Raw genomic sequence first — 19,988 nt, forward strand, 5'->3', positions numbered from 1 at the left:
GGTGACGACGTCGGTTAGGGTTACCTTAGTTACGGCCAGCGAAGTTAAGCAAGGCTTACCTAACTTGAGTCGAGGAGTCTCCATGCGTTGCCCTGTCCGCCGCGCCCTGCGCGGCATCGCGATCGTGCTGGCGGTCGGACTCTCCGTGACGGGATGCCACGCCGCCGCCCTTCGCACCGATGCCCTGGCCTCCGCGACCCCGGCGCTCGCGGACGTCTCGCCTCTCGACGACCCGCGGTCGTGGGAGGGTCCGAGCTCGGCCGTCGCGGCATCCGCCTCACTCGACCCTGTCGGCGGCGGCGCTCCGCAGCTTCCCGCAACCGTGACCGACGCGCAGGGCACCGTCGTGACCGTGACGGACACGTCGCGCATCCTCGCGCTGGACATCTACGGGTCGCTGTCGCGCATCGTTTTCGAGCTCGACCTCGGCGGCAACGTCGTCGGGCGCGACATCTCGAGCGGCTTCCCCGAGATCTCCGATCGGCCGCTCGTGACGCAGAACGGACACGACCTCAACGCCGAGGCCATCCTCGAGCTCGAGCCGACCGTCATCCTGACCGACACGAGCCTGGGCCCTTGGGACACGATCCTGCAGATGCGCGAGATCGGGATCCCCGTCGTCGTCGTCGACTCGCATCGCTCGATCGACGGCATCGGCGGGCTCATCGGACAGGTCGCCTCCGCCCTGGGCGTCGCCGATCGCGGGGCGCAGCTCGCGGAGCGCACGGCCTCCGAGGTCGCCGCGAAGGTCGCGCAGATCGCCGAGGTCGCGCCATCCGCCCCCGAAGACCGACTCAGGATGCTGTTCCTCTACGTCCGCGGACAATCCGGCGTCTACTACCTCTTCGGCGAGGAATCCGGCGCCGACACCCTCATCGAAGCGCTCGGCGGCATCGACGTCGCCGGCGAGAACGGCTGGATCGGCATGCGCCCGCTGACGGCGGAGGCGCTCGTCGCGGCGAACCCCGACGTCATCCTCATGATGACGAAGGGCCTCGAATCGGTCGGCGGCGTCGAGGGTCTCGTCGAGCACATCCCCGCCGTCGCGCAGACGTCGGCAGGACAACGCGAGCGCATCGTCGACATGTCCGACTCGACGATTCTGAGCTTCGGCCCCGACACCGCATCCGTGCTCGACGCGCTCGCCGTCGCGCTCTACGCACCTGAGGAGGCATCGCGATGACGCGGATACTCGTCCGGGCGGCCGCCGTCGTGGCATCCGTCCTGCTGGCTGCGACCGTGGCCGCGCTCCCCGCCCATGCGGCGGCGGGGGTCGTCGTGTCTGGTCCGGAGGGAACGGCCGTCGCCGACCCCGACTACGCGACCGAGCTGACCGTGCGCGGCAGCGGGTTCCAGTCGATCACGAACGGCTTCGGCGGGGTCTACGTGCTGTTCGGGTGGGTCGACGACCCGCAGGGAGCGTCGTGGAAGCCGAGCAGCGGCGGCGTCGTGGGCGAGGACTTCCGGTACGTGCCCGATTCGGAGTCGCAGGACAATCAGGGCTTCCAGCGCTTCGTCGCCTTCCCCGGCAGCGAGACCGAGCAGGCCGCGCACGCCGTCATGGCCGCCGACGGCTCGTGGACCGTGTCGATGGTCGTGCCGGGCGCCGTGTTCGAGAGCCGCGACCGCTCGGGCAACCTGTCGAGCGTCGACTGCCGCGACGTCACGTGCGGCATCATCACGATCGGCGCGCACGGCGTCAAGAATGCCAACAACGAGACGTTCACGCCGATCTCGTTCGCGACGGCGGGTGCGGCGACAGGCGAGACGGATGCCGCAGCCGCTCCTGCGACCGCGGCGATCGGTGCCCTCCGCGTCGGCCTCACGAGCACGACCGTCGACGCCGGCACCTCGATCGCGTTCACGGGACAGGGGTTCACGCCCGGCGAGCAGATCGTCGCGACCCTCGACAACGGGCTCGTCTCCGTCGGTCCGCTCGCCGCGGGCGCACAGGGCGAGGTCGCGGGGGTGCTCCCCGTGCCGCGGGACGTGCGCGGCGGAACCCATCTCGTGACGCTCACGGGCGCGGCATCCGGGGGTGTTGCAGAGACGCAAGTGACGATCGTCGTCGCCGACACCCTGACGCCGGCCGTCGCCGGGTCGGAGACGCCGATGTGGCTCTTCGTCGTGCTCGCATCGAGCGTCGTGCTGGCGTTCGGGCTGATCGTTGCGAGTGTCGTCGTGTCGCTTCGGCGCGGGCTCGTGCGGCGTCGCGCGCGCCGCACGGCGTTGGCCGGGCGCGCACCGGTCGTGGCAGGAGGGGGTTCGTGAGGCGCGCCACGGCGGCCACCGCCGCGTGCGGAGCGCTCCTTCTCCTCGCGTTCCTCGCGCCGTCCGGAGCGATCGCGGCGGATGTCGAGGAACCCGGCGAGATCCGGGTGACGGTGCCCGAGCGCGGGCCCTCCGAGGGTGACGTGATCGACGACGCGCAGTTCCGGTGGGGGCTCAATGCCGAGTCCGGCGCCGGGGCGTACGCCGGCGGTTGCAACTTCCTCAGCGCCGGGCGCGCGGGAGACACGGGTCGCGGGGGAGTCGTGTGGACCGAGCAACACGGCCTCTACCGCTCTGTCGCCGGCGACGTGCGGATCGAGAAGCCGAACTTCGCGGGCGAGTACGACCTCGCGACGTGGGCCAACCGCTGCCTCGACCCGGCGGGGAACGCCGTCTCCGCGGCATCCGTCACGTCGACGAGCGGCAATCAGGTCGTCATCGACGGCGGCAGGGGGGTTCGCGCAGACGACGGGAGCATTGAGATCCGCTGGAGCGGCGCGTTCACGGTCGTCTTCTACGGCGGCATGACGTACTGGAGTGCGTCCGATCCCGTCCTGACGCTCGACGCGCGCGGCAACGGGCGGGTGACGGCGACCGCGAGCGGTTTCGGAGCGTCGATGGAGGATCTGTCGAAGTGGGAGGCGCTGCCCGAGCGGCAGATCGTCCTCGCCGAGGTGCGGGGTGCCGCGACCGGTTCGTCGGGCGGATTCGCGACGGAGCCGCTCTACATCGGCGTCGAGGTGTCAGGAGTCGGGCAGGTGGCACGGGATGCCGCGAACTCGGCGTACTGGGGTTCGTTCCCGGCATCCTTCGTCGAGTACCAGAAGCTGACGGGCCAGGCCGGGTACTGGGTCACGACGGGCGGTCTCCGTGATCGTGCGAAGCCGGCGTCGACGCTGTACATCAGCTACGACGCCGCGGCGCCGATCGCCGTGACGCCTCCGGCGGCGGCCAGCGGTGCGGATCCTGCGCCGAGCAACGCGATCCGCACCCGGCCGGTCGCCGCTTCCGCGCCGGCCCCTGCGATCGCGCCGGGCGTGCCGGTGTTCCCGCTCGCCGACACCGCGACGCTCCTTCCACAGGGTGAGGCCCTCATTCCCGGAGCCGCCGCGTTCGGCGCGAACCCGGTCGTGTTGCCGCTCCTCGGTACAGCCGCGGCGCTGAGCCTCGCGATCCTCGCCGTCCTCAACCTCATGCAGGCCTTCCCCTGGCAGCGCCCCGGCACCTGACCCCCTCGCCAGACCCCTCCTTTCTTTCGTCGACAAACCCTCGTGTCGCCGAGGCACCCCGTCGTTTGCGCGCAAGAACGGGGTGGGTCGACGAGATCGCGGTTTCTCGACGAAAGAGGCGAGGGGGGCGGGGGAAGGGGGAGGGGGAGGGGGAGGGGGACGTGGGTCAGCGGCGGGGGGTCACGAGGGGGATGCCCGTCGTGGGGTGAGGGAAGACGTCGACGGGCTGGTCGTAGACCTGCTCGATGCGCTCGGCCGTCAGGACGTCGGCGGGGGCGCCCGTCGCCACGACGCGGCCTGCCGAGAGCAGCGTGACGCGGTCGGCCGACGACAGGGCGGCGTTGAGGTCGTGCAGCACGACCGCGACCGCCGCTCCCTCGCGGGCGCGGCGCCGGGCGATCGCCAGCACGTCCTCCTGGTGCTTGAGATCGAGGGCCGCCGTCGGCTCGTCCAGGAGCAGGATGCCGGTGGCTTGAGCCAGCACGCGAGCGAGCGCCACCCGTGCGCGCTCACCGCCGGACAGCGAAGGGATCGTGCGCTGGGCGAGGCCCGTGACATCCGTGTCGTCCATGGCCTTCCGGATCATTGCGTCGTCGTCCTCCTCCTGCGGTGTGCGCCGCCACGGCGCCCGCCCCATCTCGACGACCTGCGTCACCGTGAACGGGAAGGTCACGGCGTTCTGCTGCAAGAGGACTGCGCGCAGGCGGGCGAGGTCGCGCGCGTGGTAGTCGCCGATCACGCGGCCGTCGAGGAGCGCCTCTCCTGAAGTGGCGGCGACGTCGCCCGCGAGCACGCCGAAGAGCGTCGACTTGCCCGCGCCGTTCGGACCGACGAGGGCGTGCACCTCGCCGTCGTGCACCTCGACCGACGCGTCCTCGAGGATCGCGCGGCGCGAACCGTCGGGCACGACCGTGACCGCTCGGGCTTCCAGACGGATGCTCATCCCCAGCCTCCCGCCCGGCGGCGCGTCCGAACGAGGAGCCACAGGAAGAAGGGTCCGCCGACGAGGGCCGTGAGCATCCCGATCGGAAGATCGGCCATCGGTACGGCAGTTCGCGCGATGAGATCGGCGAGGGCGATCAGCAGCGCACCGCCGAGCGTCGAGGTCACCATGAGGGGAAGGTGCGCCGGGCCGATCGCCATGCGCATGAGGTGCGGCACGACGAGGCCGACGAAGCCGATGATCCCCGCGAACGCGACCGCCGCGCACACGAGCAGGGCCACCGTGACGATGACGACGACGCGGAGCAGCTCGACGCGCACACCGAGGTGTCGCGCCGTGCGCTCGCCGAGGGCGAAGAGATCGAGGCGGCGCGAGACGGCGAAAGCGATGACGGTTCCGACCAGGACGAGCGGCGCGACAACGGCGATGTTCTGCCACAGCGCGCCGTTGAGGCTCCCGAGCTGCCAGAACACGATCTGCTCGCGCGTCGCGGTCGTGCCGAGGAACGTCATGAACGCGAGGCCCGCCCCCGCGATGGCGTTGACCGCGATGCCCGTGAGGAGGAGCGTCACGACCTCCGTCCGTCCGCCTGACCGGCTCACGAAGTAGACGGCGAAGACGGCGGCGAGACCCCCGACGAAAGCCCACGCGGGCGTCGCCCACATGCCGGCGGCCGTGATCCCGAGCGTGATGCTCGCCGCGGCGCCGAGCGCCGCACCCGACGAGACGCCGACGACAGCGGCATCCGCCAGCGGATTGCCGAAGATCGCCTGCATCAGGACGCCCGACACCGCGAGCGCCGCCCCGACGAGCAGGCCGAGCACAACGCGGGGGAGTCGGATCTCCATGACGACGCCGGCCGCCGTCGGGGCGGCGGGGGCGAGATCCGTATCGATTCCGAGGGAGTGCAACAGGATGCCGAGGACTTCGGCGGGCGCGAGGGGATACTGCCCGATGCCGAGCGACACGACGACGGTCACGACGAGGGCGAGCGCGAGGAGGACGCTCAGCACGACGAAGCGAGGCGTGCGCGCTGTCGAGGGAGTGGGGACGACGACCTCGCTCGTCATGACGTCGCGCTGGCCGTGGGCGAGTCGGCCGGGGCGTAGACGGCACGCGCGAGCGCACGGATGATGTCGGCCGAGCGCGGCCCGAAGCTCAGGATCGCGGTGTCGGCCATGTCGACGACGCGTCGGTGGATGCCAGCGGGGGTCTGTGCGATCGCGGGGATGGTCTCGATGAGCCCGTCGATCCCGCCGACGGACGCGAGCCCGTCGGTCATCATGACGAGCACGTCAGGGCGCGCGGCGACGAGCGCCTCCGCCGTGAGGGGCTTCATGCCCTCCCAGCCGATCTCGCTCGCGACATCGACCCCGCCGACGGCCTCGATGAGCGAATCGGCACCGGAGTCGCGACCGAAGATGTAGTACACGTTGGCGCTGCCCCGCACGTAGAGGAAGAGCATGCGCGGGCGGTCGGCCGCGGCATCCGGAATCACCTCGGCGATCTCTGCCGTCGCTGCGTCGATGTCGGCGTCGAGCTGCGCGATGAGCGCTTCTCCGCGAGCGGGCGCACCGAGGGCCGTGGCGATCTCGGTCACGAGTTCGTCGGTCGTGTCGAGCCGACGGTCCGACGAGATGACGACGACGGCGACACCAGCGTCGCGCAGCTGCTGGCGCACTTCTTTCGGGCCGATCGTCGTGTCGGTAAGCATGATCGTGGGGGCGATCTCGAGGATCGCTTCGGCGTTGAGCGTATGACCCGTTTTCGTGACGACGGGGAGGTCATCCGTGCCGGCGAAGTCGGTCGACGAGTCGCGGCCGACGACCTGATCGCCGAACCCGAGGGCGAACACGGTCGCAGCGATCGTGCCGGAGATGTCGACCGGCAGGATGCGCGATGTGTCGGCCACCTCGACGGTCCGGCCCTCGGCATCCGTCAGTGTCACGGGCAGGACGGGTGTCGACGTGTCGGCGACGACGTCGACCGCGCGCGTGGGAAGGCACGCGGTCGACGGCCCTTCGACCGCGCGAGGGTCTGGGGCGAGGTCGAGCTCGGCCAGCGCGACGCTCGCCGAGGGGCAGTCTGCATCGACGGGAGCGGTGCCGACAGCCCCCGCCGCGGCGCATCCCGTGAGCACGAGGGCAGCTGTGGCGAGGAGGGCGAGGGCGCGTGCAGACCGCATGAGGTGAGGCTAACCTTAACTTGACGATGACCGGGAAAACCGCGTACGTTCGAGGCGAGTTTAGGTTAGGCAACCCTCAAACTCGAATCCACCCGATCGCAGAGACGCGCCGGCAGCGTGCCCTCGCGCGTGTGCCGGACGACCCCGGAGACCTTGTGCACACCCACCCCGTCCTCGACCGTGGCAGAGCTGCCGTCGCGACACTCCTCGCCCTCCTTCTCCTCGTCGCCGGTGCGATCACTGCTCCGCCCGCTCATGCGGCCGGGCCTCTGATCTCGGCGAGCGAGGCACCCCGAGCGGGCGGCGCGATCACGGTCACGGGAACGGGATTCTCGACCGACGCGCCCGGCATCTACGTCGGGTACGGTCCGGCGACCGCGACCGGGTTCTACGCGGAAGGCAGCTCCGACGCCGTCTACGTCGCGGTCGGCAACCCCGAAGGCGGTGCGAGCGGTGCGCGCACGGCGCCCATGAACCCCGACGGATCGTTCTCGGTGACCCTCACGATTCCGGCTCACACCGACGGGGTCGCGTACGCCGCGTTCACGTCGAAGGCGCACGGCCAGGGTTTCGCCGACCCGAGCCAGAACGCCTCGACCGCCATCGCGTGGGAGCCGCCTCCCGCGGCGGAGCCCGAGCCCACGGTGTCCCCGGAGCCCACGGTGTCCCCGGAGCCGACGGCGTCGCCGGAAGCCACGGAATCCCCATCGCCCGAGCCGACGGCATCCCCGTCGCCGACGGCGTCGCCCGAGCCCGTCTTCGAGCCGGCGATCGAGGTGTTCCGTGCGGATGGCACGACGCCGGTGTCCGGATACATCGAGGTCGGCGAGACGGTCGTCGTGAAGGGCACGGGCTTCGATCCCGCCTCGAACGTCGGCGGCCGTGGCGTTCCGATTCCGTCGACGCTCCCCCAGGGCACTTACGTCGTGTTCGGTCAGTTCGCGGAGCAGTGGCAGCCGTCGACGGGAGCGGCATCCAGCGCTCGGAAGGTCGTCTCGCAGAAGTGGGCGCTCGCCGAGAGCGTCCTGAACCAGGTTCCCGCCCAGTATCAGAACGCGATCCGCGCGCAGTGGACGGACATCGCTCCCGACGGTTCGTTCACGACGACGCTCACAGCGACGGAGGCCGCGGCTCCCATCGACGGCGGTTCGTACGGCGTCTACACGTACGGCGCCGGTGGGGTCTCCAATGCCGACCAGGAGATCTCGTTCCCCCTCGAATTCGCTCCCGTGTTCGAGCCCGCGATCGAGGTGTTCCGCGCCGACGGCACGACGCCCGTCACGGGAACGGTCGATGCGGGTGAGACGCTCGTCGTGAAGGGAACGGGTTTCGATCCCGCCTCGAACGTCGGCGGCCGTGGCGTCCCCATTCCCGCGAACCTCCCGCAGGGCACTTATGTCGTGTTCGGGCACTTCGCGGAGCAGTGGCAGCCGTCGACCGGCGCGGCGTCGGCCAACCGCAAGGTGGGCTCGCAGAAGTGGGCGCTCGCCGAGAGGGTGCTGAACCAGGTTCCCGTGCAGTATCAGAGCGCGATCCGCGCGCAGTGGACCGACGTTTCCGTCGATGGCTCCTTTACGACGACGCTGACGGCGACCGTGCCCGCGACGCTCGTCGACGGCGGACGGTTCGGGATCTACACGTACGGCGCGGGCGGTGTGACCAACAGCGAGCAGGAGCTCTTCGCGCCCCTCTCCATGACGCCTGTCTTCGAGCCCGAGATCGAGGTCTTCCGCGCGGATGGCACGACGCCCGTCACGGGAACGGTCGAGCCGGGTGAATCGCTCGTCGTGAAGGGAACGGGCTTCGACCCCGCCTCGAACGTCGGAGGCCGTGGCATCCCGATTCCCGCGAACCTCCCGCAGGGCACCTATGTCGTCTTCGGGCACTTCGCGGACCAGTGGCAGCCGTCGACAGGTGCCGCATCCAGCACCCGGAAGGCGATCTCGCAGAAGTGGGCGCTCGCCGAGAGCGTGCTCGATCAGGTGCCGACGCAGTACCAGGCCGCGATCCGGAGCCAGTGGACGGACATCTCCGCAGACGGCTCGTTCACGACGACGCTGACGGCATCCGAGACGGATGCTCCGATTCTCGGCGGTTCGTACGGCGTCTACACCTACGGCGCGGGGGGCGTGTCCAACACCGCTCAGGAGCTCTCCGTTCCGCTCGCGTTCGCGGAAGCGCCGGATGGTCCGACGCTCGACATCGCGATCGAAGACGTCTCCCGGGCCGACGGAGCGAGCATCGCGGTGCGCGGCGCTGAGTTCGGCGCGATCCCCGGTGCCTATGTCGCGATGATCGAGAAGGGCACGGAATCCGCGGTCAGCGGCAGCGGCGGGTACGTCGCGATGCAGTACGTGCGGACGATCCTCGCGGGTGCGTTCGCGGTCGAGCTGCAGGCGGCGACCGCTGACCTCGACCCCGAGAAGCAGTACGAGGTCATCGCGTGGGCGCAGCACACGAACCCCGGTCCCGACACGATCTACACGCGCGCAGACGTCGAGTTCACGGATGCGCAGTGGGACGTGCTTCGCCCCGGTACGACGCCGACCCCGACCCCGACCCCCACGCCGACCCCGGTCCCGACACAGCCGCAGACGACGGTCGGAGCGGGGAAGCTGAGCTGGGCCGTGTCGTCGAGGTTCACGAACTACATCACGGGCATCGCGAACGGCTCCGTCGCGACCTTCGGCGGCGCGACGCGTAGCAGCGGGCTCTTCCAGTTCGGCCAGGCCGAGGGATCGACCTTCGACCCTGCGACCGGCGTGGGAACCGTGTCCTATCTGGGCGGCGTGCGCTTCACGGGACACGGCGGCATCCTCGACGTCACGATCTCGAACCCGCAGATCCGCGTCACGTCGCCGACGAGCGCCGGACTCTACGTCACGAGCGGTGGCTCCCAAGTGCGGTTCGCCGACCTCGACCTCGCGGCAGCCGCACGCAGCGGCGCGGGCGGGGAAGTGACCTTCACGGGTGTCCCCGCGACCCTCACATCCGCGGGCCTTTCGCAGGTGTTCGGCGGCACCTCGACGACGCTCGATCCCGTGACCTTCACGATCGGCGCTGCCGGGGCTGCGCCCGCCGGCGCATCGGGAACGGTCGCCTCTGCACAGCAGGCGTCGGTCTCCCGCGCGGCGAACGTGCCGGCGACGCCGCCAGCGACTACGGGGATCACCCTCGACGACGCGACCCTCGCGGCGCTGCAAGCGGGAGAGCCCGCCGAAGTGTCGGCGTCGGGGTTCCAGCCGAACGAGGAAGACATCCTGGTCGTCGTCTACTCGACCCCCGTCGTCCTCGCGACGGTCTCGGCGGATGCCACAGGCACAGCCACGTGGACCGGCTCCCTGCCCGCGACGCTCGCCGACGGCGAGCACACCCTGACGTTCCAGGGATCGGTGGATCGCGGCATCCGGTTCACCCTCGCCCGCGCGGCGGCCACGCTCGACGGCTGCGTCGTGACAGACGCGAGCCTCTCGTGGGGCCTCAAGGAGTCGTTCCGCACCTACATCGAGGGGATCGCGGCCGGCGGCTGGGAGCTCACCGACGTCGTGTACGAGTACCCGCAGTTCGTCTGGTCGGGCGGGACCGGCTCCGTCGACTCCGACACCCGGACGGGCCTCGTGACCTACGGCGGGGTGATCCGCTTCACGGGCCACGGGGGAGCGCTCGACACGACCCTCTCCAACGCACGGATCGAGCTCGCGGGCGGCACGGGCTACGTCGTCGTCGACATCGCCGGCACGACGCAGGACGGGGCCGCCGTCGAACAGGAGGGCGTGCGCTTCGCCGAGTTCGCCCTCCCGGACCTCGAGATCACCGACGCCGGACTCGTGCTCGACGCTCTTCCCGCGACCTTGACGGATGCCGGTGCCTCAGCCTTCGGCACCTACCCGGCAGGCGAGGAGCTCGATGCCGTCTCGGCTGTCCTCCCCGTCGACGCCGCGTGCGGTGAGCCGGTCGCGGCGATCACCGACGACGAGCCTGTCGCCGAGGCCGCGGAGTCCCAGCCCCTCGCGAGCGAGCCCGTCTCCGACGCATCCGCGTGGCCCTGGGCGATCGGCGGCATCGCGCTGCTCCTCGCGGTCGGAGCCGCAGCGTGGATCGTGGTGGCGCGCCGACGTGCCGTCCACGCGGGCGACAACGACTGACGGATCGGATGGCCCCGGCCCTCACGCGAGGGACCGGGGCCATCCGGCGCGCGAAGTGGGACAATGGGGGTATGGCCGACACGGCGCACGTCCCGCAGGAACCCGAGTCAGCGGCATCCGGTTCCCCCTCCCAGCCGCACGTCTCCGACCGCATCGAGGTCGTCCAGGTGCGGCGGGCACCCAAGTTCTCCGTCTTCCTCGCGCTCGGCGCGGCGCTCGGGCTCGTGGTCGCGATGATTCTGACGTTCGCGTTCCAGGGCACGACGGACGAAAGCCCGAACACGGGACTCATCTACACGCAGGGCCAGGTCTTCGGCTTCCTCGCGCTCATCTGCATCCCGGTGGGGCTCGCCCTCGCGGGGACGGTGGCGGTCATCCTCGACCGCCGTTCGTCGCGGCACATGCGCGATGTGACGGTCGACCACGAATCCGTGCACGGAGAGTAGCGACTACGCGAGCTCCGCGATGATCGGATGGATCGCCGCGTCGAACGCCGCGATGTCACCCCGGAGACCGTCGGTGACGGCGATCGTGAGAGTTCCGATCCACCAGACGCCGCGCTGAGCGAGTGGCAGCACCTGCACGTTGAGCTCGAACGAATGCGCGCGCCTGCCCACGAGCCGTTCATGCTCGGCGATCGCCGAGGCATACGCGCGGTAGGCGGTCCCGGAGCCCGAGCCGACATCGCGTCGATATCGTGCGTGGGCCGCACGGGCGTAGGCGACGGCGTCGGCCGCGAAGGGCGCGACCGCGGCGCGCAACTCGTCCGCCCCCTCGGCCGGCAGCGCGAGCAGGGTCTCGAACCCGTCGACGAGGTCGAGCGGCACCGGCGACGGATGCGCCTGCGGCTCGACCGTCATCTCCCAGAACCCGCGCCACTGGCGCGCGAGCACGTCGCCTTCGGCCGACTCGGCCGGCGGCGCGGAAGGGACGTTCCGCAACGGCGGCAGCTCATCAGGATGCCGGATGCCGAGCACCTGGCGGAGGTAGAGCGCGAGCAGCACCGCCTGACCCGCGTCCTCGCGTACCAGCCACTCCGGCGTCCCGCCCATGGCGCCCATTGTAGGGCGGGCCTCCCGGCCCCGCTTCTGCGCCGGTCGGGGCGATCGCCCGGTGTGTGGGCGGTAGGCTGGGGGCCGTGGCATCCCACGCATCCCCAGCTTCTGATCCGTACGCTCTCGCGGGCGTCGACACGGCAGCAGGTGACCGTGCCGTCGAACTGATGAAGTCGGCCGTCCGGCGCACCCACGGCCCCGAAGTCCTCGGGGGAGTCGGCGGCTTCGCCGGACTCTTCGACGCTGCGATCTTCAAGAGCTACGACAAGCCGCTGCTCGCGACGAGCACCGACGGCGTGGGCACCAAGGTCGCGATCGCACAGGCGATCGACAAGCACGACACGATCGGGCTCGACCTCGTCGGCATGGTCGTCGACGACATCGTGGTCGTCGGAGCCAAGCCGCTCTTCATGACCGACTACATCGCGTGCGGCAAGGTCGTCCCCGAACGGATCGCCGACATCGTCCGCGGCATCGCGCAGGGCGCCCACGAGACCGGCACGGCTCTGGTCGGTGGTGAGACCGCCGAGCATCCCGGACTTCTCGGCCAGAACGACTACGACGTCGCGGGCGCCGCGACCGGCATCGTCGAGGCCGACGCCGTCTTGGGTGCCGAGCGAGTGCGCGACGGTGACGTCGTCCTGGCGCTCGCCTCGAGCGGCCTCCACTCCAACGGCTACTCGCTCGTGCGGCACATCGTCGCCGGGGCCGGGATCCAGTACGGCGACAACGCCGCCGACTTCGGCGCGACGTGGGGCGAGGTCCTCCTCGAGCCGACGCGCCTCTACACGCAGCCGCTCCTTCGCGTCATCGCCGGGAACGACGGCGGCATCCACGCCCTCAGCCACGTCACCGGCGGGGGGATCGCGGCCAACCTCGCGCGCGTCCTGCCGCAGGACACGTGGGTCGAGGTCGACCGCTCCACCTGGTCGCCGCCGCCGGTCTTCCGCGTGCTGGCAGACCTCGGCGAGCTCGATCTGACCGCGACGGAAGGCACATGGAACCTGGGCATCGGGTTCCTCGCGATCGTCGATCAGCGGGTGGCGGATGCCGCGGCATCCGCTCTCGCGAGCGAGGGCATCGCCACCTGGCAGGTCGGTGTCGTCCACTCCGGGGCGCGTCCGGCAGGAGACTTCGAGCAGGGGGCGAAGGGCGTCGACGGCGGCGCCGTCCGCCTCGTCGGCACCTACAGCGAGAACGCAGGAGCACAGTAACCCCCCATGTGCGGCATCGTCGGAATGGTCGGGCAGGGCCCGATCAACCAGGAGATCTATGACGCCCTGCTGCTGCTGCAGCACCGAGGACAGGACTCGACGGGCATCGCGACCGCCGAGCGGAGCGGGACCTTCCACCTCGCCAAGGCGAAGGGGCAGGTGCGCGAAGCGTTCCGCACGCGCGACATGCGTGCTCTCCTGGGCGAGATCGGGCTCGGTCACGTCCGCTACGCCACGAAGGGCGCCGCATCGAACGAAGAAGAGGCGCAGCCCTTCTACGTCAACGCGCCGTACGGGATCGTCCTCGTCCACAACGGCAACCTGACGAACACGCGGGAGCTGACGCAGGAGCTCTTCCGCAACGACCGTCGTCACCTCAACACGTCGAGCGACACCGAGCTGCTCGTCAACGTCCTCGCCAACGAGCTCCAGTCGGCGATCTCGGGCGTGGAGCTCGAGCCCACGCAGATCTTCGAGGCCGTGTCGCGGGTCCACGAGCGGGTCGAGGGATCGTACGCGACCATCGCGCTCATCGCCGGATACGGTCTGCTTGCGTTCCGCGATCCGTTCGGCATCCGCCCTCTCATCATCGGCACGCGGAAGGCCGAGTCCGGCGGTTACGAGTGGGTGGTGGCATCCGAATCGCTCGTGCTCGAGAACGCCGGGTTCGAGGTCGTCCGCGACGTCCTCCCCGGTGAGGCGGTCTTCATCGACCTCGACGGGCACCTCCATACGAAGCAGTGCGCGGCCGATCCGAAGCTCGCGCCGTGCTCGTTCGAGTACGTCTACCTTGCGCGTCCCGACTCGATCATGAACGGCATCGCCGTGTACGAGTCGCGGCTTCGCATGGGCGACCGGCTCGCCGACACGATCGCGAAGTACACGCCGCCCGAGGCGATCGACGTCGTGATGCCCATCCCCGATTCGTCGAGACCCGCCGCGATGCAGGTCGCGCGCAAGCTCGGCGTCGAGTACCGCGAGGGCTTCTACAAGAACCGCTACGTCGGACGGACCTTCATCATGCCGGGCCAAGCGGTGCGCAAGAAGAGCGTGCGCCAGAAGCTCAATGCGATGTCGAGCGAGTTCAAGGGCAAGAACGTGCTGCTCATCGACGACTCGATCGTGCGTGGCACGACGTCCAAGGAGATCATCCAGATGGCGCGGGATGCCGGCGCCAAGAGCGTGACGTTCGCGTCGGCGGCGCCGCCCGTGAGGTACCCGCACGTGTACGGCATCAACATGCCCTCGCGGCACGAGCTCGTCGCGCACGGGCGGACGATCCCCGAGATCGCCGAGGAGCTCGGCGCCGACTACCTCGTCTACCAGGAGGTCGAGGATCTGAAGGCGGCGATCCTCGAGGGCTCCGACGTGGATGACCTCGACATGAGCTGCTTCGACGGCCGCTACATCACCGGCACCGTGTCTCCCGAGTACCTCGAGTGGGTAGAAGGCTCGCAGGAGAGCTGACTCCGCCGACGGCGTCCCGCCGCGGCATCCCGGACGCCGTACTTCCCGACGCCGTACTTCCGGCCGCCGTACTTCCGGGCCGCCGTACTTCCGCCGAGAAGACCCGAACCGCACGGTTTCGGCGGCTCCGTCGACGTTATGCGTCTTCTCGGCGAACCGGGGGCCGGCGCCGCGTGCTGCGATGGCCGACGTCGATCACGGCCGAGAAGACCCGAACTGCGCCTACGAGGCTGATATCGCAGCGGTGTGGGTCTTTTCGCTAAGAGGGGGTCGAGACTGCGCAGACGCCGGAGGGTACGACGAACCTCCCGGCGACGTGGCGCGCGGGAGACCGGGGCGCGACGAAGGTCGCGTGACCGTGGGGTCGGTCAGGTCTTCGGGTACGAGTACGTGTCTTCTTCTTCGTCGTCCTCGACCGCCCACTTGTCGACGTACTGCTCGTCGTCGTGGTGACCGAGTTCGCGCTCCAGAGCGGAGTAGTTCACGCTCGGGCTGTACGACTTGAGTTCACGGGCGATCTTCGTGTGTTTCGCCTTCTGACGGCCACGCCCCATATGCGAGACCCCCTCATTTCTGAGTGGCAGGCTGGTTCGCGAGCCCGCCGCAACGGCATCCGGTAGAACGACCGGGAAGAGTAGCATTCAGAATAACATGCGAGCCCCCGTAGACCGGCGGCTCACCAGCGGCGCCGCGCGGCGCGGGAGGCGGATGCTTATGGCTGAGACAGCGACAGGTTCCCATGGCGCAGATGCATCCGACGATGCCTTCCACGGTGCCGTCATCGCGGGCGTCATTCCCGGCCAGTCGCCGCGGGTGATGAAAGAGGGAGCGCGCTACGCGAAGCTCTTCGGCGCGCCGCTCGTCATCGTCCACGTCGACGTGACCCGTTTCGTCACGTACGAGGATCCCGACGGGTACGTTCACTCCGCTCCCATCGACATCGACCTGTCGTCCGGTGAGACGGCGCTCGAAGACGTGCGCGCCTCTGCATCCGCTCTGCTGGAGAAGTCCGATCTCGTGTGGACCGTCCGCCAGCTCGTGGGAGACCCCGCGCTCGCCATGAAGCATCTCGCCGAACAGCTCGACGCCAAGCTGCTCGTCGTCGGCACGCGCAAGCGGGGGATCGGCGAGTCGATCCGCGAGTTCTTCACGGGCTCGGTCGCCGCGCGCCTCGCGCACCGCCAGGCCCGACCGATCCTCGTCGTGCCCCTGGGCGAACCCGTGAGCGACGACGAGGAGATCTGGCCGGCCTGACGACCTCAGCCGCGCAGTTCGCGGACGATCGCCTTCATGGCATCGTCGAGCGCGTTCTCCAGGTCGTCGACGACGGATGCCGCAAGCTCGCCGCCTCGCGCGACGAAGGTGCGCAGGTCGCTGCGCACGCTCGCGCGGAACTGGCTCACGAGCGCATCGGCGCGGTGCAGCTGCTCACGGCTTCGTACGCGTGCGTCGTCGGATGCCGACGGCGGAGCCGCGCTCGCCTGCGCGCGCTCGTCGCGGCTCGATGCGGCGAGATCGGCCCGGAGGCTCTTCATCGCTTCGCGGACGCTGCCGCGCACTTCCTCCGCGATGAGGCGGACACTGTCGGCGAGTCCGGCCTCGATCCCCTCGAGGTCGGCGGCGCGGGATGCCACTTCGGCTCGGCCCGCTTCGGTGATCTCGTAGACGGTCTTGCGGCCGTCGACGGACTTCGTGACGAGGCCCTCCTCTTCGAGCTTCGCCAAGCGCGGGTAGACCGTGCCGGCACTCGGGGTATACGTTCCACCCGTGCGATCGGAGAGCGCCTGCATGATGTCGTACCCGTGGCGGGGGCCCTCATCGAGGAGGTTCAGGAGATAAAGGCGCAGATCGCCGTGCGAGAAGACCGGGGTCATCACCATTCCTCCTCGTCGATGGCGCCTGCCGGCGGTGCGTCGGTGACGCCGACACCGCGCCGCAAGACCGTGACGTCACCGGAGACCGTGTGCACGCGCACATCGACGAAGGTGCCGCTCAGCTCGCCCGCGGCGCCGCTGTAGTTCGTCGTCGGCCCGGTGCCGTGGCCCGAGCGCACGACGCCGTCGATCTGGACGTGTCCGCTGGCGCTTCGCACGACGAAGTTGGCCGGGAGGCCGTCGTCGAGCCGCATCGCCGCATTGCCGGAGACGGTGTTGAGGCCGATCGACCGGATCGGGCCGCGCGCGTCGACGAGGACGCTGCCGGAGACCGAGTCGACCGTCGCCTTGCGCACGGTCCCCGTCACGGCGACGTCGCCCGAGACGCTGTTGGCATTGAGTGCTCCGTCGAGCTCGCGCACCTGCACGTCGCCCGAGACGGCATTGACCGTGAGGTCGCCGCCGAGCCCGTCGACGATGATGTCGCCGGAGACGGTGTTGAGGGTCGCCGACGTCTGAAGTCCCGAGACGAGCGCGCTCGCCGACACGACTCCCAGAGTGAGTGCGACCGCACGGGGAACAGCGACGCTGATCTCCGCCTTCGGGCCGCCCGCGGTGAAGTTGCGGAACACCTCGAGGAAGTTGTCCCAGCGAAGTTGCGGGTGGTCGATCTCGACCGCGTCGCCGTTCACCTCGATGCGAAGATCCTTGATCGTGACGCCGTGGACTTCGATGCGGGCGCCCGGCTCATCGTGGGCAACGACGTCGATCTGTCCGCCGATGAGTCCCACTTTGAGTGTGCGGACGTCCTCGATGTCGATGACGCGCGTCTCGCCCGGGTGGACGACCCATTTCTCGTAGCTCATGTCTCCTCCTGACCTGATGGACTACTCGCGATATATCGCGTGCGTCACTCTAACACGATATATCGCGTTCTGGTCAAGAAGCATCCCGGGATGGCGCTTGACATTGACGCAACGTCAACCTCTACCGTCGTACGCATGAACACAACGTCCGTCGCCGACCAGCAGGAGTGGTCGATCCAGGAGATCGCGCGGTTGACCGGCACCACGAGCCGCACGTTGCGTCACTACGACGACATCGGTCTGCTCCCGCCGTCGAGCACCGGACGCAACGGATACCGCCACTACGACGCCGCAGCGCTCCTGCGGCTCCAGCGGATCCTTCTCCTGCGCGACCTGGGGCTCGGTCTTCCTGCGATCGGCGAGGTGCTCTCGCGCCATCGATCGGAGGCGGAGGCCCTCGAGCGGCATCTCGAGTGGCTGCGGGGAGAACAGACACGGCTGGCGCGTCAGATCGCGTCTGTCGAATCGACGATCACGGCTGTGAGAGGAGGTGAACGACTTATGGCAGAGAAGATGTTCGACGGCTTCGACCACACCGCATACAAGGCGGAGGTGGAGGAGCGGTGGGGTGCTGACGCGTATGGCACCGCCGATCGGTGGTGGCGCGGACTGAGCCGAGACGACCGATCCGCGTTCCAGGAGCGCGGGAGCGCGCTGTCACGCGACTGGATCGCGGCGGCGGAGAGCGCTCAGGCGCCGGATGGCCCGGAGGCGCAAGCCCTGGCGGAGCGCCACGTCCAGTGGCTCGCATCCGCCCCGGGCACACCGAGGGGCGCTGATCTCGCCGGATACCTCACGGGTCTCGGCGACATGTATGTCGCAGATCAGCGCTTCGGCGCGCATTATGCGACGCGCCACGGGGGGACCGAAGGTGCCGGGTTCGTCCGCGACGCGTTGCGCGTCTACGCGGAGCGGAATCTCCAGGACGGATGAAAAGACGGATGCCGCGACCCGGGGAGTGGGTCGCGGCATCCCGCTGTTGCGCGCCACCGCCTGGACACGGTGGCGCCGGCTCAGACGCGTCGGCTACCGCTGATGAGACGGAACAACAGGGCGATCAGGGCGATCACACCGACGATCAGTGCGACCCAGAGCAGCCAGCTGAGGGCTTCGCCGAGTCCTCCGACGATCGCGAGCACGATGGCGACGACGATGATGATGATCAACGCGATGTTCATGGAAGTCCTCCTTTGATAAGCGATGCGTGCGAACGCACCGCACACCGCACGGGTGGTTCACACAGGTTTCCACGGCGGCCTGCTCGCGGCACAGGGCTTGCGCACCGTGATGACAAGGTGCTAGGTGAGCGGTGCGTTGCGCCATCCGTCACTCCTGTCAAGCCCCTCATCGTGGTGCGGAGCGCGGATTACGTTCGCACTCGAAGGAGGATGCCATGCCCGGAGGAAGAGGCTCCAACAGTCTGAAGGATCCGGCTCTGTACGAGGAGTTGCGCGAGGACGGAGCGTCGAAGGAGAAGGCCGCACGTATCTCGAACGCGGCTGCCCGTGACGGGCGCGCGACGGTCGGCAAGCGTGGCGGCAAGGCCGGCGACTACGAGGACTGGACGGTCGCGGAGCTGCGCGGGCGTGCCAAGGAGCTCGGCATCTCGGGGTACTCCGGAAAGCGCAAGAGCGAACTCATCTTGATGTTGCGCGACCACTGATGGCGAGGCTCTCGCGCGTCTCACCGGGCACGGCTCCAGGCATCAAGCGCGTCCGCGCCGGGTCGGGTTTCCGCTACCTCTGCCCCGACGGCGGCGCAGTGCACGAGGGGGACCGCGAACGGATCAACGACCTCGTCATCCCGCCCGCGTGGCAGGACGTGTGGATCTGCGCCGACCCCGAGGGGCACATCCAAGCGGTCGGCACCGATACGGCAGGACGTCGGCAGTACCTCTACCATCCGCTGTGGCGACAGCGCCGCGACCGCGGAAAGTTCGCCCGTTCACTCGCGCTCGCCGGCGTGCTCCCGGCTGCTCGTCGACGCGTCACCGTCGCTCTGCGGCGTGACGAACTCGACAAGGATCGCGTTCTGGCCACCGCGTTCCGTCTGCTGGACACGGTGGCACCCCGCGTCGGTTCGGCGAGGTACTTCGAGCGCCACGGAAGCCGCGGCCTGACGACGCTGCAGCGCAGGGACGTGTCCGTCGACGGGCCCCTCGTGGCCCTGTCCTTCCCGGGCAAGAGCGGACAGCGGGCGAGCCTGCAGGTCGAGGACCATGACCTCGCGCGTGTCGTCACGGAGCTGTCGCAGGGTCGCGCCGGAGCGCATCTCCTGGCCTACCGCGACGGCCGCAGTCGGGTGGCACTCCGTCCGCCCGACGTCAACGCGTACGTCCGAGAGATCACGGGCGGATCCTTCACCGCGAAGGACTTTCGGACGCTCCACGGCACGGCCATCGCCGCGCAGACCCTGGCCCGCCACGGGCCCGCCGCAACGGAGAAGGAGCGGCGGGAGGCCGAGAGGGCAGCTGTCGCGGCGACGGCGGAGGTGCTCGGCAACACCGTCGCCGTGGCGCGCGCGAGCTACGTGGACCCCCGGATCTTCGCGCGCTACGCGAAGGGCGATGTGATCGATCTCTCCCTCGAGCCCGTGTCGGGGCTCCGGCTGCTCCTCGCGTCGCGCGAGCGCTGACGGCCGCGGCATCCCTCCACAGCTTTCGTTTGTCGGCGGTGTCCCAGGGAGCACCGTGGAATACTGAGGTTCGATACACGTCCGTATCGTCGCGGCAGCGACAGC

General features: G+C 69.6%; 19 protein-coding genes. 11 read left to right on the forward strand and 8 right to left on the reverse strand.

Features of this window, described 5'->3' with window-relative positions:
- The first annotated feature begins 82 nt into the window (after positions 1–82).
- From FBY39_RS04740 to FBY39_RS04750, 3 genes are read left to right on the forward strand one after another with little or no spacing between them, the layout of a single operon-like run.
- The gene (locus FBY39_RS04740; RefSeq protein WP_141930630.1) at positions 83–1,183 is read left to right on the forward strand and encodes a hemin ABC transporter substrate-binding protein; all 1,101 of its coding nucleotides are present in this window, start codon (positions 83–85) and stop codon (positions 1,181–1,183) included.
- Positions 1,180–2,271: a hypothetical protein gene (locus FBY39_RS04745; RefSeq protein ID WP_141930632.1), complete on the forward strand. Its 1,092-nt coding sequence runs from the start codon at positions 1,180–1,182 to the stop codon at positions 2,269–2,271. The genes FBY39_RS04740 and FBY39_RS04745 overlap by 4 nt, the downstream gene beginning before the upstream one ends.
- Positions 2,268–3,500 carry a hypothetical protein gene (locus tag FBY39_RS04750; RefSeq protein WP_141930634.1) on the forward strand — a complete coding sequence of 411 codons (1,233 nt, stop codon included), beginning with the start codon at positions 2,268–2,270 and terminating at the stop codon, positions 3,498–3,500. The genes FBY39_RS04745 and FBY39_RS04750 overlap by 4 nt, the downstream gene beginning before the upstream one ends.
- Positions 3,501–3,666: 166 nt before the next feature.
- Here the strand turns inward: FBY39_RS04750 and FBY39_RS04755 are convergent, their stop codons facing one another.
- From FBY39_RS04755 to FBY39_RS04765, 3 genes are read right to left on the reverse strand one after another with little or no spacing between them, the layout of a single operon-like run.
- On the reverse strand, positions 3,667–4,443 hold the full coding sequence (locus FBY39_RS04755) for a heme ABC transporter ATP-binding protein (protein WP_141930636.1): 777 nt from the start codon (positions 4,441–4,443) through the stop codon (positions 3,667–3,669).
- Positions 4,440–5,513 carry an iron ABC transporter permease gene (locus FBY39_RS04760; protein ID WP_141930638.1) on the reverse strand — a complete coding sequence of 358 codons (1,074 nt, stop codon included), beginning with the start codon at positions 5,511–5,513 and terminating at the stop codon, positions 4,440–4,442. Before FBY39_RS04760 ends, FBY39_RS04755 begins: the two co-directional genes overlap by 4 nt.
- Entirely contained in the window at positions 5,510–6,628 is a 1,119-nt protein-coding gene (locus tag FBY39_RS04765; protein WP_141930640.1) for a hemin ABC transporter substrate-binding protein, read from the reverse strand. Before FBY39_RS04765 ends, FBY39_RS04760 begins: the two co-directional genes overlap by 4 nt.
- Before the next feature lie 131 nt (positions 6,629–6,759).
- On the opposite strand from FBY39_RS04765, the gene FBY39_RS04770 reads away from it, so the two are divergent.
- Positions 6,760–10,773, forward strand: coding sequence for an HtaA domain-containing protein (locus tag FBY39_RS04770; RefSeq protein WP_141930642.1), 4,014 nt, complete (start codon positions 6,760–6,762; stop codon positions 10,771–10,773).
- Positions 10,774–10,844: 71 nt separating this feature from the next.
- Positions 10,845–11,219 carry a potassium transporter Trk gene (locus FBY39_RS04775; protein WP_260837445.1) on the forward strand — a complete coding sequence of 125 codons (375 nt, stop codon included), beginning with the start codon at positions 10,845–10,847 and terminating at the stop codon, positions 11,217–11,219.
- Positions 11,220–11,222: 3 nt separating this feature from the next.
- Here FBY39_RS04775 and FBY39_RS04780 read toward each other — a convergent pair whose 3' ends face one another.
- Entirely contained in the window at positions 11,223–11,825 is a 603-nt protein-coding gene (locus FBY39_RS04780; protein WP_141930643.1) for a zinc-binding alcohol dehydrogenase, read from the reverse strand.
- A gap of 86 nt (positions 11,826–11,911) precedes the next feature.
- On the opposite strand from FBY39_RS04780, the gene purM reads away from it, so the two are divergent.
- A complete protein-coding gene (purM, locus tag FBY39_RS04785) occupies positions 11,912–13,042 on the forward strand; it encodes a phosphoribosylformylglycinamidine cyclo-ligase (protein WP_141930645.1) in 1,131 nt (376 codons plus the stop codon).
- 6 nt (positions 13,043–13,048) lie between these two features.
- Positions 13,049–14,509, forward strand: coding sequence for an amidophosphoribosyltransferase (purF, locus tag FBY39_RS04790; protein WP_141930647.1), 1,461 nt, complete (start codon positions 13,049–13,051; stop codon positions 14,507–14,509).
- A 368-nt stretch (positions 14,510–14,877) separates the two neighbouring features.
- On the opposite strand, the gene FBY39_RS04795 is transcribed toward purF, so the two are convergent.
- A complete protein-coding gene (locus FBY39_RS04795) occupies positions 14,878–15,063 on the reverse strand; it encodes a DUF3073 domain-containing protein (RefSeq protein WP_141930648.1) in 186 nt (61 codons plus the stop codon).
- Between the two features lie 160 nt (positions 15,064–15,223).
- On the opposite strand from FBY39_RS04795, the gene FBY39_RS04800 reads away from it, so the two are divergent.
- Entirely contained in the window at positions 15,224–15,763 is a 540-nt protein-coding gene (locus FBY39_RS04800) for a universal stress protein (protein WP_141930650.1), read from the forward strand.
- Positions 15,764–15,768: 5 nt separating this feature from the next.
- On the opposite strand, the gene FBY39_RS04805 is transcribed toward FBY39_RS04800, so the two are convergent.
- Positions 15,769–16,383: a PadR family transcriptional regulator gene (locus tag FBY39_RS04805; protein ID WP_141930652.1), complete on the reverse strand. Its 615-nt coding sequence runs from the start codon at positions 16,381–16,383 to the stop codon at positions 15,769–15,771.
- Positions 16,383–17,249, reverse strand: coding sequence for a DUF4097 family beta strand repeat-containing protein (locus tag FBY39_RS04810; RefSeq protein ID WP_141930653.1), 867 nt, complete (start codon positions 17,247–17,249; stop codon positions 16,383–16,385). The genes FBY39_RS04805 and FBY39_RS04810 overlap by 1 nt, the downstream gene beginning before the upstream one ends.
- Positions 17,250–17,384: 135 nt before the next feature.
- On the opposite strand from FBY39_RS04810, the gene FBY39_RS04815 reads away from it, so the two are divergent.
- On the forward strand, positions 17,385–18,182 hold the full coding sequence (locus FBY39_RS04815; RefSeq protein WP_141930655.1) for a TipAS antibiotic-recognition domain-containing protein: 798 nt from the start codon (positions 17,385–17,387) through the stop codon (positions 18,180–18,182).
- Between the two features lie 80 nt (positions 18,183–18,262).
- On the opposite strand, the gene FBY39_RS16515 is transcribed toward FBY39_RS04815, so the two are convergent.
- The gene (locus FBY39_RS16515) at positions 18,263–18,427 is read right to left on the reverse strand and encodes a hypothetical protein (protein WP_186336918.1); all 165 of its coding nucleotides are present in this window, start codon (positions 18,425–18,427) and stop codon (positions 18,263–18,265) included.
- 215 nt (positions 18,428–18,642) lie between these two features.
- Here FBY39_RS16515 and FBY39_RS04820 point away from each other — a divergent pair, with 215 nt between their 5' ends.
- Positions 18,643–18,912 (forward strand): Rho termination factor N-terminal domain-containing protein, encoded by a 270-nt coding sequence (locus tag FBY39_RS04820; protein WP_141930657.1) that lies wholly within the window; start codon positions 18,643–18,645, stop codon positions 18,910–18,912.
- Positions 18,912–19,883 carry a DNA topoisomerase IB gene (locus tag FBY39_RS04825; protein WP_141930658.1) on the forward strand — a complete coding sequence of 324 codons (972 nt, stop codon included), beginning with the start codon at positions 18,912–18,914 and terminating at the stop codon, positions 19,881–19,883. Before FBY39_RS04820 ends, FBY39_RS04825 begins: the two co-directional genes overlap by 1 nt.
- Positions 19,884–19,988: the final 105 nt, after the last annotated feature.

Source organism: Microbacterium sp. SLBN-146 (assembly GCF_006715145.1).
Lineage (GTDB): Bacteria > Actinomycetota > Actinomycetes > Actinomycetales > Microbacteriaceae > Microbacterium.